Genomic DNA, 15374 nt, shown 5'->3' on the forward strand with positions numbered 1-15374 from the left:
GCCCTCAATTACTTGCAAATTCGCTTGATTTTTCTTCAAACGAGTCATTGAGATTACGCCCTTGAATCATCATTGATAGGCATAAGCTTGCCCAGCTATCATTTTCTTGCTTTGTGAATCATAAATAAAATTTAATTCAGTCAATAGGTGGGTTTCAGCAAATAAATTAACCCAATAGGGGACTTGCTCTCTCTTCCATAAAATTAACGATTTACCTTTTGGTAAGATTTCTTTTGATGGTTGAATTAACCAGATATTTTTTATGGAAAGCGCAGTAGCAAGGTTACCCAGAAGCCAATATGAATCGGAGACAACGTAATCCAGATTGTTGAGATTTGCTTTAGTCAGATTAACCAATGTGTTTAATGGAAATTGTTTGCGCTTAGCTTGTTCGGAATGACTGCTAAAAATTAAAATACCAAAGAAAACTAACTGCGTTATTAAAGATATACTAATAAAAGAAGTAATTCTGGCTTTAAGTGAATCGGTGTATTTCACTTGACTGAGATAAAGAAGAGGACATAAAAATAAAATAGGTATCAACCAGCGAGCTTCAAAATATTGAAGGTCTACGCTTAAAATAAATAGACCTAAAACTGGCAGGATAAAAAGATGATAACGAAAAAGTAATTTGCTCTCTTTTGTATGTTTGATTGTTCTTTTTCTCGGAAAAAAAATTGTCAAAACCAAGAGGACAGGGGCCGCAAAAAAAATAATGCTCTTAATCAATACAAGAGGACCCTGTAAAAAAAAAGAGTTTGCAACATGTAATTTATACGCACTTGCAAGACCTAAGTTGGTATGTGCTATAAGCCAACTTAAATAAGGGCTAATCAGAACGGCTGCAATTAAAAAACTTAGCATCATGTAAGGATGAATTAGAAGGGCACGAAACTCTTTGATTGTTAATGAACTAAAAAACAAAATGGATAGAAATAAGAGATAATTAAATTTTGCGAGGAAGCCTATAGCAATAAGGCATCCTAAACAGCTGTACCAAATAAATTTTGAAAAACGTTCAGCAGCGACAAACCAATACCATGTCAGGCATGCTGTAAATAGTACGAGAATAGAATGAGTATTGTCTTTGATCAGATCCAGGCAAATGGAGGGAATGAGAGCCCAGGATAGTAATGCACACCAGGCTAACATATTGTCTTCACAATGAATACGGCAGATTAAATAAAAACTATAAAAGCAGCCAAACAATAGACAAGACTTTAAAAGAGCCAAACTTAATAAATTCACACCAAAAAATTTAAAAAATGCGTATTGCAGCCAGGTATAAAGAGGGGGTTGGTTAGGATATCCAGGAAGCAACTCCTGAGCCATGACGACTTGCTCAGACTCATCCAATAAAAGTACGTGGCCACGTAAAAAAATTCGAATCAGAAGAATAGTAAGTGCAAAAGTTAATAAAATGATAGCAGGATGTCGAAGCCAATATTTTTTTTGTATTGAAATATCCATATAGACTGAAATTGCCTAAGGTAACAAACCGGCTATTATCCTAAAAAGAATGACTACAATCTATAGGTCATCTGTTTATTTAATACGACAAATTTTTATCAAATTGAGATATTTTGAATTCTATTGTTGGATTTTTTTTAAGCTTATTTTAAGCTGTAGGAGTTAAAGGGTCGCAAATTTAGCAGTTGAGTCTTCCAAGCTTTACTCAGACTAAAGTCTAATTTATTAAGCACAATAGCAGGGAGCTAATCATGGATTTTGAAGCGCATTTAAAAGAATTAATTTCTGAATATGCTGATTTTGACAAGGAACATTGTATCTATAAAGATAAAAAATCTATTGGTTTGGAAGAAAAGCAAAAAATAGAGGCTAATTTAATTGCCCTCATCTCTCAATACCTTTCACAAGATGGGCTAGTATCCGAAACAATTCATGGCCACGCAAAAAAATTGCAGTTGCTATTTCATCCGGATAAATATCCAGTGAGCTCTCCTGAAAGCAAGTGGCTACAGTATACCTTAAGTTCTGGATGCCCAGAGAAAGCTCCTTGTTTTTACTTGGTTGAGCTAAGTGAAAAAAAATTAACAAATCCAGATGCGCCAGAATTCCATTTTCAAAGTGCTTCAAGTATGGAGGCATTGATTGAACGGATAAAAAGAGATAGAGAAAACGCAACAACGCATACACAGCGGGCATTACTCGACAGTATTCTGGTAATGCTCAGTTCCGCTGAGGAATACAATGGTGATGTGAATAATAATATATCAGTTATTTGGGCGCAGAGAATAACGCAATTGATGCCTTATTTAACTACCGGTTATTGTGTCAGCTTTTTTCTGGAAGAATTAGCATTACTTTATGCAGTGACTTTTACCTTGTCTCGTGGAGGGCAGTGGCTGGAACATTCTTCTTCTGTGCGCTGTCAAACGGTGGGCCATATGATGCGCATGTTTGGTGATTCAATTTTTAGTGCTGCCACGGCTCTTATTGCTCGCTTAACAGAGTTAAATATTTTTATGATTCGTGGAGCTATAAATTTAAGCATTGATGCCGGTGGTGGTATTTATAAATTACTGACTGCTCCTTCTCCTGAAAATTCGCATGAAACGACGAATACCACTAATGAAAATAAAGCATTGATTGTAGCTCCCCAAGATTTATTCGGTGGTTTACGTTTTAAAACTTTCGAATTAAAAGTAGTGGCAATGAGTCTTGAGAAAAAATCAAAACAATTGGAAGGACAGTGGTTGTTAGACTGGCGTTTGGGAAGCCAAAAAAATGCAGCGATTAAGGAAGCACTACGTGCTTTGCGAGTATTGGATAGAAGCGATGTGGATTTAAAGACAAAACTTGAGGAAGCCGAGAAAGTTATCAAGAAGCTTATAAGTAATAAAACGATTAACGTTAAAGGGAGTGATACAAATAAAGCAATTAGAATTGCCCAAAGGACCTTGCAATTAATTCTCCATCCGGTCTCTAATGAAGAAACGAAGCAACTTGCTATTTGCAGTTCCTGAAAATTGTTAGTGGTCTTTAATTTGGTTATATTCTGTAATAGTTTATCGAGCGACGCGCAGAATGGATACTAAAACAGTTTTAATATTTACAACTAGGAAAAATTCTAAGAGAGTTGTTCAAATTAGACTCGCTTTCTGTAGTGGAATGCAAAAGAGTTTTTTAGGATAATGCAAGCATTTAATATTTTGAGATAATGATGATTATTTCTGTTTATGGTGCCGGTTATGTAGGATTGGTTTCTGCGACTTGTTTGGCAAAACTAGGCCATCAGGTAATTTGCGCGGATATTAATACACAGAAAATTACGCAGCTTTCAGCAGGTGAATGTCCTATTTATGAAGATCAACTTCCAGAGTTATTAGAAGAACAGCTACGTGCCGGACGATTGAAATTTACTCATCTTTTATCTGAGGCAATCCAAGCGGCTGATGTACATATTATTGCAACTGGGACCCCAAGTTTGGCTGATGGTGGTGCAGATTTATCACAGGTATTTGCTGTAGCAACTCGCGTTGCTCAAGAAGCAAATAAAGACTGTATTTTAATAACTAAATCAACGGTGCCTGTAGGAACTGGGGATGCTATTCAAACCCAAGTTAATAAGGAACTGGCACAGAGTGGTAAAAAAATTAGAATAAATGTTGCGTCCAACCCTGAGTTTTTACGCGAAGGAACTGCTGTTTATGACTTTTTGAATGCTGATAGGATTATCGTGGGTGGCGAGGAAAACATACTACCTATTCTAAAAAATATTTATGAACCATTAGTAGAAAAAGGCATTCCACTGTTAGGTATGAGTCGTCGCTCTGCTGAGCTTACTAAGTACTCAGCTAATGCAATGCTTGCTTGCAGAATAAGTTTTATTAATCAAATTAGTCAAATTGCGGAAGAAATGGATGCAAATATTGATGACATTCGTCAAGGCATTGGACTTGATCAGCGTATTGGGCCGCATTTTTTACAAGCTGGTATTGGTTATGGTGGCTCTTGTTTCCCGAAAGATGTTCGGGCTTTGGTGCAAACTGCAAAATCAATAGGGGTTGATACCCATCTGTTACAGTCAATTGATGATATTAATGAGGTTCAAAAAAGTTGGGTTTTTAGAAAATTATCAAAACACTTTAATCATAAGCTTGGTGGATTAACAATTGGTATTTGGGGATTGTCATTTAAACCAGGTACTGATGATTTAAGAGAAGCTAGTAGTCTTGTGGCAATCAAGGCATTATTAAAGGCTGATGCTAAGCTGCGCGTGTTTGATCCCGTGGCTATAGCGGCAACTCAGGAATTATTAGGTAATAATTCCGCTATTAATTGGTGTTCTTCGATGGAAGCGGTATTTGGCGATGGTTTAGATGCTTTGGTCATTGTTACTGAATGGCCCGAATTTAAAAATTTTAGTTTACAGATTTTGAAGAATAAGCTAGGAGATGCCCCTTTGTTTGATGGACGTAATTGTTTTGCTTTATCTAAGGTAACTGCTGCAGGATTAACTTATTATTCAGTGGGACGCCCATTGATTCATGGATGTGTAGGAGTAAATAACGGATGCAAGTAAAAAAAGCTGTATTTCCAGTAGCGGGTTTAGGATCACGTTTTCTGCCAGCTACTAAAGCGAATCCTAAGGAAATGTTACCAATTGTTGATAAACCTTTAATTCAATACGCTGTAGAAGAAGCCGTGCGTGCTGGAATTAATCATATGATTTTCATAACAAGTTCGAGTAAAAGAGCTATTGAAGATCATTTTGATAATCATTTTGAGTTGGAGAAACGTCTCGAAGAGCAAGGAAAAGAAAAACTTCTGGAACTTGTTAAAAGCGTCTCCCCCCCGGGTATTCAATTTACCTATGTCAGGCAAAACCAACCTTTGGGACTCGGACATGCCGTTTTATGTGCAGAGCATGTTATTGGTGATGATCCATTTGCAGTTTTATTAGCTGATGATTTAATTGATGATTCAAGAATGCCTTGTTTATCCGCGATGACAGAACATTTTAAAAGAGACCATCTCTCTGTTTTAGCAGTACAGCCCGTGCCCTGGCATGATGTTCCCCAGTATGGAGTAGTTCGTGTAGTTGATGCTGCGGAAAATTATTCAACTATACTTGCTATGATAGAGAAACCCAAAAGAGAGTTAGCACCTTCTAATCTTGCAGCAGTTGGTCGTTATATTTTTACCTCTGCAATCTTTTCTAGTTTAAAACAAACTGTTCCTGATTACCGTGGTGAAATTCAACTAACTGATGGTATTCGAGGGCTGTTAGCAGAACAAAAAGTTCAAGCGTTCCAGTTTCATGGAAAACGTTATGATTGCGGTTCGAAATTGGGTTATTTGCAGGCGACCGTAGAATTAGGTTTGAATCACCCGGAAATCGGTCAGGAATTCAGTGAATATTTACAGACTTTAGCCTAGGCTTATGGTCTGGGATTTTAAAGTCTTTTTAGAATAAAAATAAGGAAGTAATTAAAACTAACTTGAACTTAAGTCAACATCTCTGGCAAGATGCTGACTGGTTGATATTCCAGAGAGGAACTATGAAAATTCTGGTTGCAGTGAAGCGAGTGGTTGACCCTTATGTGAAAATTCGGGTTAAATCAGACAATACTGGGGTGGAAACACAGAACATCAAAATGTCTATGAATCCTTTTGATGAAATTGCTGTTGAAGAAGCAATACGTTTAAAGGAAAAGAATATTGCCAATGAAGTGATTGCTGTGACCATTGGTGATGATGCTTGTCAGGAAACATTACGGCATGCACTTGCATTAGGTGCGGATCGAGCTATCCTGGTGCAAACCAATAAAAAATTCTGCAGCTTAAATATTGCAAAAATACTGCAAAAAATTACCGAGAAAGAACAACCCACCTTAATTTTAATGGGTAAACAATCGATTGATGGCGACAACAACCAAACACCACAAATGCTTGCTGCTTTACTTAACTGGCCTCAGGCAGTATTTGCATCCAAACTAATTGTGCAAGGACAAGAAATTGAGGTGACACGAGAAATCGATGGTGGTCTGGAAACTCTTGCGATGACGTTGCCAGCTGTAGTCAGTACGGATTTACGCCTAAATGAACCACGTTATGCGAGTTTACCTAACATTATGAAGGCAAAACGCAAGCCATTAGATATTATTGAGTTTGAATCAATGGGCTTAACCTTAAATGAGCACTTGGAGGTACTTGCAACTACTCCACCACCATCTCGCAGTGGTGGTATCAAAGTAGCGTCTGTAGATGAGCTACTCAAAAAATTGAAAGATGAAGCCAAAGTGCTTTAATTTTAGGGAGAGAACATGAGCACTTTAGTTATTGTTGAGCACGATAATCAGCAAATACACCCTGTAACACGTAACACTATCGCAGCCGCATTGCAGTTGAAACAAGAGTTGGTGCTGTTGGTTGCGGGCTACCAATGTCAAACCGTGGCCGACCAAGCTGCTGCTATTGCTGGCGTCCATGCTGTGTGGTTGGTTGATAATGTGAGCTATCAACATCAATTAGCGGAAAATGTAGCAGACTTAATCACTTCAATTGCCACTTCTTTTTCTGCTATTTTGGCACCGGCGTCAACATTTGGTAAAAATATATTACCTCGTGTCGCTGCGAAATTGGATGTGGCCCAAGTTTCGGATGTTAGCCGAATTATTAATCAAGAAACGTTTGAACATCCTATTTATGCTGGAAATGCTCTTGAAACTGTGAAAATACTTGATGCCATAAAGGTGCTTACTATTCGTCCTACTGCATTTGATAGTGTGAATGACAGTCAAGCCCCATGCTGCATAGAGCGAATTGATAAAGCAATTCAGGAAGGCAGGACAAAGTTTATGAAACATGAATTAAGTCGCTCTGAACGTCCTGATTTAGGGAGCGCTAAAATCGTTGTTTCCGGTGGCCGCGGTTTACAAAGTGCTGAAAAATTCAAGCTAATAGAAGACTTGGCGGATGTGCTCGGTGCTGCTGTTGGTGCTTCAAGAGCCGCAGTGGATGCAGGTTTTGTTCCAAATGATTATCAGGTTGGTCAAACAGGTAAAGTGGTTGCCCCATCTTTATACATCGCTGTGGGGATCTCGGGAGCAGTGCAACACTTGGCAGGCATGAAAGACTCTAAGGTGATTGTTGCAATTAACAAAGATGAGGATGCCCCAATATTCCAAATTGCAAATTATGGCTTAGTTGGTGATTTATTTGAATTGGTACCTGAATTAATAAAACAATTAAAACATAGTTAGGGCGTGTCGTTAAATAGCCGTCTTACTCAATCTCTTATTGGCGCTAAATTATCCAAATTTTCGCTTCATAAAAGCAATTGAGGACCGCCCTGGATTTTATAAGGATGAAATTATGTTTGTAGGCGTTCCAAAAGAAATTAAACCTCAAGAAAATCGTGTTGGCCTGGTACCTGGAAGCGTACGAGAAATTATAAGAACAGGAAATAATGTTCTTGTGGAAGGGGGAGCGGGTATGGGTATTGGTATCAGTGATGAACAATACCGTGCTGCTGGCGCTGAAATCGTTGCAACTGCAGATGAAGTTTTTGAACGTTCTGAGTTAATCGTTAAAGTCAAAGAACCACAGCCAATAGAATGTAAGCGTTTACGCGAAGGGCAAACGATATTTACCTATTTGCATTTAGCTCCCGATCCACAACAAACACGTCTACTTAAAGAATCTGGAGCAACAGCAATTGCCTATGAAACAGTAACCCAAAATGATGGCGGGTTACCTCTACTCACCCCGATGTCTCAAGTTGCTGGGCGAATGTCAATTCAGGCAGGAGCACATTGTTTGGAAATGTCTCAAGGTGGAAGTGGCGTTCTCTTGGGTGGGGTGCCTGGAGTTGCTCCCGCAAATGTTGTAGTAATAGGTGGGGGTGTTGTTGGTAGTAATGCGATACGTATGGCAATGGGTATGGAAGCACGTGTCATTGTTATTGATAAATCATTATCTCGTTTACGAGAATTAGATTTTCAATTTGGTTCTAAACTAAATACTATTTATGCCACAGTTGAATCTTTGGAGCACTATGTTAAAGAAGCTGACCTTGTCATTGGGGCTGTATTAGTACCGGGTGCCGCTGCTCCCAAACTAGTTACTCGCAATATGTTAAAGACAATGCGTCCAGGCTCTGTAATGGTTGATGTAGCCATTGATCAGGGAGGCTGTTTTGAAACTAGCCGGGCTACAACGCATGAAGAGCCAACCTACGTTGTCGACAATGTTGTTCACTACTGTGTGGCAAATATGCCGGGCGCAGTACCCCGAACATCTACCTTTGCTCTAAATAATGCTACCCTACCTTTTGTTATCAGTTTGGTAACGAAAGGAATTAAGCTGGCTTTACTAAGCGATGGTCATTTGTTAAACGGTCTTAATGTTCATAAAGGCATGATAACATACGAAGCCGTAGCTCGCGATTTAGGCTATGATTATGTTGAAGCAGCAGAGGCGCTAGCTAATTAAATTTCGCTACTTTCGATCTAAAGTTCATATGTTATTCTCGCGTAGGCGGGAATAACACAAATTTTTCCTTATATAACCAAAGTACTACCACCACCCCTGCAAACCTGATATTTATTCAAATAAAATTTTATTATTAGCTAACTAAGAGTTACTTGAATCATCAAACTGAGTCGATGATGAGTTACAATTCTGTATGAATTTGGATCACATTTTGGTCTTTCCGCGTAGGCGGGGCCTATCTGCCAAGTAAGGTAAAGAGTTAATTTAAATCAATAGATTACTACCTGGCAAGAGGAAGACTACATAATACCGGGGGTTAAGGTCCTAATGGACCTGTACCCAGGTTTGATTAGATTGTGATTAGAATAAGTTGTCTTGAGTATCCGCCTCTGTGGAGGTTTCAGTATCGTCAGATGTGGACGGTTCTGAACTTGGAACATCTTGTTCACGAAAATATTCGGTAATGGCATTGGACTGATTAAACTTTGCAAGTAAGCCTGTAACCGGGTCAATACGTACGGCAATAATATTATCGGGTTGACGAAGTTCCTTTACTGGCATGGTGGTTAAAGCCACTTTCATAAAATCTATCCACATGGGTAAAGCTAAATTCGCTGCATACTCATGTAAAGATTGTGGATTATCATAACCTACCCAGGTTGTTACAACCAAATCAGGATTGAAGCCAGCAAACCAGGCATCAACCTGATCGTTTGTAGTTCCGGTTTTACCTGCTAAATCGGGTCGATTTAATATTTTTGCAGCATGAGCAGTACCATGTTGAATAACTCCTTTTAATGCAGAAGTCATTAAAAAGGCTATATCAGCTGGAATGACTCGTGGGGCAAGCGTTGCAGGATCAATTTTGTCCAACTCACAATTATCACAGGCAATAGAAGGTTTTGCCTGAAGGAGAATCTCGCCATCATTGTCAGTAATATGGTCAATTAAATAAGGTTCGACTCTAAAACCACCATTTGCAAAAACTGCGTAAGCCGCTGCGAGCTCCATGGGACTAACTGATAAACTACCTAAAGCAAGTGATAATGCTTTTGGTAACTTATCTTTACGGAAACCAAAGCGAGAAATAAAATCGATAGCATAGTCAAAACCAATATCATCCAGAACTCGAATAGAGACTAAGTTGCGTGAGTGTACCAAGGCATCTTTAAGGCGAGTAGGGCCATTAAATGTAAGATTCACGTTATGCGGCCGCCATAAATTGGCTTGACTTGGGTCATCTACAACAATGGGTGCATCGTTAACCAATGTCGCAAGCGTGTAGCCTTTGTTTAAAGCTGCAGCATAAATAAATGGCTTGAAACTTGAGCCGGGTTGTCTGTCTGATTGTGTGGCCCGATTAAATTTACTCTTCTGAAAGTCAAAGCCACCGACTAAAGCTTCCAGTGCACCATTGTTGGGGTTTAAAGCAACTAAAGCAGCTTCAACTTGAGGAATTTGAGATAATTGCCATTTATTGTCTTGATTATGAACATAAACGATATCACCTACTGCGACAACCTGAGATGCTTTAGTGGGTGCTTTACCCATCCAACCATGTTTAAGTGCAGGTCTTGCCCAGGATAATCCTTCCCAAGGGATAGTAAAATTGCGTCCATGTCGCGTAGCAGCTATTGCTTCTTTTTCGCCAACAGCCAAAATAATTGCAGGTTCAAGACCATTAACCACTGGATATTGCGCTAATAATTTATGCAAAGAATCGGGTGATTTACTATCAATACCACTAATCTGAGCAATTGGACCTCTATAACCATGACGACGGTCATAAGCAAGAAGACTGTCAGTAACGACTTTATTGGCAGTATTTTGTAAAGGACCCTTGATGGTAGTATATACTTTGTATCCTTTTGTATAAGCCTTAGGTCCAAAATGATCGAAAAGTGATTGCCGAATCATTTCAGCAACGTAAGGAGCGTTTACTTCAATATTGGTACCATGATATTTGGCTGTAATTGGCTGGCTTATTGCCTCCTGATATTGTTGTTCAGTGATATATTTTTCCTCAAGTAGTCGCTCTAATACATGATCGCGGCGTTTTTTAGCAGCAAGTGGATTAGCAATTGGATTTTGAGTTGATGGTGCTTGCGGTAAGCCAGCAATCATTGCCAATTCCGCTAAATTTAATTCTTTTAATGATTTACCATAGTAAACTTCTGCAGCTGCACCTACACCATAAGCGCGGTTGCCTAAATAAATTTTATTAAGGTAAAGTTCTAAAATTTTTTCTTTACTTAATTCACGGTCAATTTTAATGGCGAGCAAAATTTCATTAAATTTACGCAAAAAAGTCTTTTTACGACTTAAAAAGAAATTACGTGCTACCTGCATTGTAATGGTACTACCACCCTGCGATTTTGTTCCAGTTTGAATCATGCGAACAGTTGCCCGACCTAAACCAAAAATATCGACGCCAGGATGCTCAAAAAAACGTTGATCTTCCGTGGCCAAAATAGCACGAATTAACGTGGGAGGAATTTCTTCATAACTAAGCGGTATACGGCGCTTTTCTCCATATTCCTGGATTAATAAGCCATCTTGAGTATAAACGCGTAAAGGAACTTGTAAGCGAACTGTTTTAAGAGAATCTACATTTGGTAGCTGACTTTCAAGATAAAGATAAAGAAAGCTTACACCTACAACTAGCAGAAAAAAAAGACTAAATAAAGCCCACAAGCCTTTACGCCAGAAATATGCCGATTTTTTCATCTGATAATATTAATTTAATTTAAATTATAATCTGCGAATTATAGCGCTATTTAATAGGATTTTGCGAATTTTCTTCAGTTGTTTGCTTCTATTTCTTATACTTTTGGCTAAAAGGAAAAATCTGAAAATTTTTAAGTAACTCTTTTTACCCCTCTCATTAGAGAGGGGGTAAAAATTACTCGGTAAGGGGAGTAGAGCCAAAAACAAGGCCTGCATTTTCATTTTCGTCAATGTCTTCAGCAACGCCAGTAGGTTGAGGTAACAAACTAGCTAAACCAGTTGCCCAAAATGGAGAATAGCCTCTGTTTGCAAATGGCATAAAAGTTTTGGAATGCATATCTCTCATAAGCGCTTGTCTCTTTACACGCTCAACCTCATCCAGTGCTTTTTGTTTTTCCGTTTCCAGTAATTTTATTTGTTGCTGCAATTTGAGGTTTTCTGTACTTAATTTTTCTACCTCAGAGGACAACTTTGATTTTTCATCTTTGAGCGCTATATTTTCTTCTCCCGCATCAGATGCTTTTTGTTTTTCCGCTTCCAGTAATTTTATTTGTTGCTGCAATTCGAAGTTTTCTGTGCTTAATTTTTCTACTTCAGTGGAGAATTTTGATTTTTCAGCCTCGAGAGCATGATTACCTTCTTCCAATTGCTTAACGGTGCTTTCTAATTGTTTGTTCACTTCAGTAATCTGTATTATTTCCTTTTTCAGAGATACATTTTCTAATTCCATTTGATGCTTTTTAATTAAGTGTGCAATAAAATCTGCAGCAGTTTCCTCTTTAAATTCTTTAAATAAGGGCTCTATGAAATTCTCTCGAATAACTTGGCCGGCATTAGTATAACTCCATGCCTTTGACATTCCACGTACTAAACCCTTTAGATCTTCTTGCTTACCATTATATTTAATGGAGTAAACTACACTTTGAGACGTCTTTAATAACGTATGCAAAGTAATTATTAATTTAGTTAAATGAGATTCTACAATTAGTAGTTCGTCGCTATTTAAAGGAGCGTTTCGAGCAGTAAGTGGCCTTAGGACATCTATTTCAAAAAGCAAATAGTCAAGCAAATTACCGCGTGCTGACCATCCCTGTGTACTCGAGTTAATGGTCGATTGAAGGCATTCTTTTAACTCTTGATGCGGTTTTTTTAAGACCTCATCAAGAGAGAATTTTTTTACTCCCTGTGTTTCACCGTAGGCTAGAATAATTTGACATAGAGAATCAACAACGCGTTGTAATCGTGACATATAATTAACTCCTTTTAACAATGATGGAAGGTACTAGTAATGAGACCTTGCTGAATCACTATATTTAAATAAGTCGATGAGTGCAAGGGTTGGACAATCGGTAGTAGCAAAAGTTAATACGTAAAATTTTGTATCTAAAAATGCGTAATCTGTTTGATGTTAAATAAAAAAATATTTTATTTTTATTTTTCTTCAGTTATATTTGCATCGCTCTGGGTGGCAGTAAAAATGGAATCGCTAGTAGACGTGCCTCAGAGAATAAGTCCAATAAAAGCAAATAAGGAATTAGAGTGCTGAAGCAACTTAAGTCAACCAGCGTCATAGGAATTGATATAAGCCCTTTATCAATCAATGCTCTGCAAATTTCTCGAACTGAGGATAATTACCGTCTAGATAATTTTGCCTCGGAATTATTACCGCCATGCACCGTAGTAGATAATCAGATAAGAGATACTGAAGTGCTTAGCGAATGTATTAAAAAACTTTTATCGAAGACAAATTTTTCAAGCAAGCTAACTGTTTTGGCAGTTCCAGATTCTGCAATTATTACCAAAACCCTTCAAATTAGCAGCCTATTAGCCGAAGCGGACATTGAGGATGCGGTTATTCGCGAAGCAGGTAAACATTTTTCTTATTCTCTCAATGACATTAATTTTGATTTTGTTGTCCAGGGGATTTCGGACATGCATCTTGATAGATTTGATGTTTTAGTTACAGCTTGCAGGGCTGAACATGTTCGTAGTCGCGTTGAAGCAGTAGAAAATGCCGGCTTAAAAACCAGGGTGGTCGAGATAGAATCGAAAGCAATGGAGCGAGTGCTCTTGTTATTAATAAAACAATGCTTACAGGAAAAGCCAAAAGAAACGATTGCCATTATGAATATTAATAAGTTGGTTACTAATTTATACGTTGCGCATAAGGGAAAAATTATCTTTACGCATGAGGAACCGTTAGGAAACCATCAAGGGGTTGAAATGTTTAAACCGCAGTACAAAAGTGCTTCAAATGGTCAAGAGGAATCCTCGTTATATATGGACCTTATCGTTCGTCAAATTAAAAGAATGCTGCAATTCTTTTCTTTAGCCAATTCCTTAAACAGCATTGACCATCTTTTTTTAGCTGGTGATGCTGTATTTTCGCCAAACCTATGCCAACGGATACTAGAAAAAATAAGAATTCCTGTCAGTGTCGCTAATCCTTTTGCAGGGATGTTGCTATCGCAGCATATTTCCTTACATAAAATCATTGAAAAGGGTCCAGCGTTATTAATAGCCTTAGGTTTGGCTTTAAGAACGTGTGACTAAGTATGTCTGAAATCAATTTACTTCCTTGGCGAACACTTAGAAGAGCAGAGTTAAAAAAGAAATTGATAATAATAAGTCTGAGTAGTTTAAGTTTCATATTTATCCTCAGTGTAATCCTTAGTTTTTATATAGACAGACCAATTAAAAGACAATTGCGTCGCAATCAAAAACTACAAATGGAAATTATGAATCTTGAAGGAAAAATTCAAGAAACAAGAAAAATAATTGAATCTAGAGATTTAATTATGAATCATGTTAAAAGACTTCATTATTTACAATTAAATCCTATTTTAGTCATTCATTTTTTAGATGAAATATTAAAAATCATACCCGAGAATATCTGTCTTGATAGCATGGAAATGAAAGAGGGAAAAATTGTCATTTCCGGTCGTGCTAAATTTCATGATGATATTGGATTAATGATGCATAAATTTGGGAAAAATAAATGGATTTGCAATTATAAAATTACAGAGATAAGAACTGTAGGTTATAAAAACTATAGCAAGTTTAAGTTAAACATTAGTATGAAGTTTTATGATAATAAAGAATAAAATAAGTCTAAGCAATGTAGAAGAGTTAGCGCACTGGTTAACAGCAAGAAAGTCTCTGATATTGTTATTAATAAGTGGATTGTTAATCAGCATTAATTATTGGTTAGTTATAAAACCCGGTAAAATCAAATATAAAGCTTTTAGCACCCAAGAATCTATTTTAAGGGCCGAGTTTGAAAAAAAACAAGATTTTGTATCAAAACAAGAAGGTTATCGCAAGCAAGTTGATATCCTAAATTCTACCTTTAAAAAAATGCTTAAATTACTACCTAAAAGTAATGAGATATACTCCTTAACAGAAGCAATTTTTAACCTGGGAAAAAAGAATGATCTTACTATTGAACTGTTTGCTCCTCTGCCTGAGTTTAAGCATGAGTTCTATATTGAATTGCCAATTAAAGTGATTGTAACTGGTGAGTATGAGAAATTAGCATTGTTTTTGAGCGATGTGGCTCATTTGCCATTTCTGATAACCTTTGAAGATTTCAAGATAACTAAACTACCCATACATGATAAAGAAAGTTTGTCAGATTTATTATTAATGAAAATTACTATTAGAGTTTATCGATTAAGAATAGCATGATGACAAAAAAATGGATAATTTTAATAGGTTACTTACCGCTATTAATGTCATGTGATTCTTCGACTGACAGTGAATTTGAGCATTACATTAGTATGAGGAAAATGAGGCAATGGCAGTTTCAGGAATCGATTCCATCGTTTAAACCACCAATAAAATTTAGCTATCCGAATAATTATCACAGAAATCCTTTTAAATTTATAAAAACTGAAAATCAGCGGTATGTTTATAAAGAGACTAAAAAATGGTTTCTGAAAGAATACACCTTGAGTGCTTTAAAATTTGTAGGGCTAATGCAAAGTGCTTCGAACACATGGGCTTTATTTAAAAGTCCCGACATGAAAATTACATACGCCCAAGAAGGTGATTATATTGGAAAGGATAACGTTGAGCTCATAAAAATAAAAAAGAATATGCTGGTGTTTGAGGAAAAAATTTTTGTCGAAGGAAAATGGCAACAAAAACCACTCAAAGTTTTTTTAAAACAGAAAGATAGAGGTTAA

The 15374-nt window shown here is 37.3% G+C and carries 13 protein-coding genes; 10 read left to right on the forward strand and 3 right to left on the reverse strand.

The window, feature by feature from the left end; translation table 11 throughout:
- Positions 1-69: 69 nt before the first annotated feature.
- The gene (locus PXX05_RS03320) at positions 70-1470 is read right to left on the reverse strand and encodes an ArnT family glycosyltransferase (protein WP_275089638.1); all 1401 of its coding nucleotides are present in this window, start codon (positions 1468-1470) and stop codon (positions 70-72) included.
- A 251-nt stretch (positions 1471-1721) separates the two neighbouring features.
- Between PXX05_RS03320 and PXX05_RS03325 the strand changes: the two genes are divergently transcribed.
- The 6 genes from PXX05_RS03325 to ald all read left to right on the forward strand — a co-directional run bounded on the left by PXX05_RS03325 (position 1722) and on the right by ald (position 8460).
- Entirely contained in the window at positions 1722-2987 is a 1266-nt protein-coding gene (locus PXX05_RS03325; RefSeq protein WP_275089639.1) for a hypothetical protein, read from the forward strand.
- A gap of 194 nt (positions 2988-3181) precedes the next feature.
- The gene (locus PXX05_RS03330) at positions 3182-4546 is read left to right on the forward strand and encodes a UDP-glucose dehydrogenase family protein (RefSeq protein WP_275089640.1); all 1365 of its coding nucleotides are present in this window, start codon (positions 3182-3184) and stop codon (positions 4544-4546) included.
- Positions 4537-5403, forward strand: coding sequence for a UTP--glucose-1-phosphate uridylyltransferase GalU (galU, locus tag PXX05_RS03335; protein ID WP_275089641.1), 867 nt, complete (start codon positions 4537-4539; stop codon positions 5401-5403). The genes PXX05_RS03330 and galU overlap by 10 nt, the downstream gene beginning before the upstream one ends.
- A 122-nt stretch (positions 5404-5525) precedes the next feature.
- Positions 5526-6275, forward strand: coding sequence for an electron transfer flavoprotein subunit beta/FixA family protein (locus PXX05_RS03340; RefSeq protein ID WP_275089642.1), 750 nt, complete (start codon positions 5526-5528; stop codon positions 6273-6275).
- Between the two features lie 15 nt (positions 6276-6290).
- Positions 6291-7229 (forward strand): electron transfer flavoprotein subunit alpha/FixB family protein, encoded by a 939-nt coding sequence (locus tag PXX05_RS03345; protein ID WP_275089643.1) that lies wholly within the window; start codon positions 6291-6293, stop codon positions 7227-7229.
- A 112-nt stretch (positions 7230-7341) separates the two neighbouring features.
- Positions 7342-8460 (forward strand): alanine dehydrogenase, encoded by a 1119-nt coding sequence (gene ald, locus PXX05_RS03350; RefSeq protein ID WP_275089644.1) that lies wholly within the window; start codon positions 7342-7344, stop codon positions 8458-8460.
- Positions 8461-8820: 360 nt separating this feature from the next.
- On the opposite strand, the gene PXX05_RS03355 is transcribed toward ald, so the two are convergent.
- Both PXX05_RS03355 and PXX05_RS03360 read right to left on the reverse strand, forming a co-directional pair.
- Complete coding sequence (locus PXX05_RS03355; protein WP_275089645.1) at positions 8821-11187, reverse strand: penicillin-binding protein 1A; 2367 nt, start codon at positions 11185-11187, stop codon at positions 8821-8823.
- Positions 11188-11362: 175 nt separating this feature from the next.
- The gene (locus PXX05_RS03360; RefSeq protein WP_275089646.1) at positions 11363-12436 is read right to left on the reverse strand and encodes a hypothetical protein; all 1074 of its coding nucleotides are present in this window, start codon (positions 12434-12436) and stop codon (positions 11363-11365) included.
- Between the two features lie 290 nt (positions 12437-12726).
- Between PXX05_RS03360 and pilM the strand changes: the two genes are divergently transcribed.
- The 4 genes from pilM to PXX05_RS03380 are packed head-to-tail and all read left to right on the forward strand — an operon-like array spanning position 12727 to position 15374.
- The gene (gene pilM / locus PXX05_RS03365; protein WP_275089647.1) at positions 12727-13740 is read left to right on the forward strand and encodes a type IV pilus biogenesis protein PilM; all 1014 of its coding nucleotides are present in this window, start codon (positions 12727-12729) and stop codon (positions 13738-13740) included.
- 2 nt (positions 13741-13742) lie between these two features.
- Entirely contained in the window at positions 13743-14291 is a 549-nt protein-coding gene (locus PXX05_RS03370) for a PilN domain-containing protein (protein ID WP_275089648.1), read from the forward strand.
- Complete coding sequence (locus PXX05_RS03375) at positions 14275-14874, forward strand: type IV pilus inner membrane component PilO (RefSeq protein ID WP_275089649.1); 600 nt, start codon at positions 14275-14277, stop codon at positions 14872-14874. The genes PXX05_RS03370 and PXX05_RS03375 overlap by 17 nt, the downstream gene beginning before the upstream one ends.
- Positions 14871-15374: a pilus assembly protein PilP gene (locus PXX05_RS03380; RefSeq protein ID WP_275089650.1), complete on the forward strand. Its 504-nt coding sequence runs from the start codon at positions 14871-14873 to the stop codon at positions 15372-15374. The genes PXX05_RS03375 and PXX05_RS03380 overlap by 4 nt, the downstream gene beginning before the upstream one ends.

The organism is Legionella cardiaca, from assembly GCF_029026145.1.
Lineage (GTDB): Bacteria > Pseudomonadota > Gammaproteobacteria > Legionellales > Legionellaceae > Tatlockia > Tatlockia cardiaca.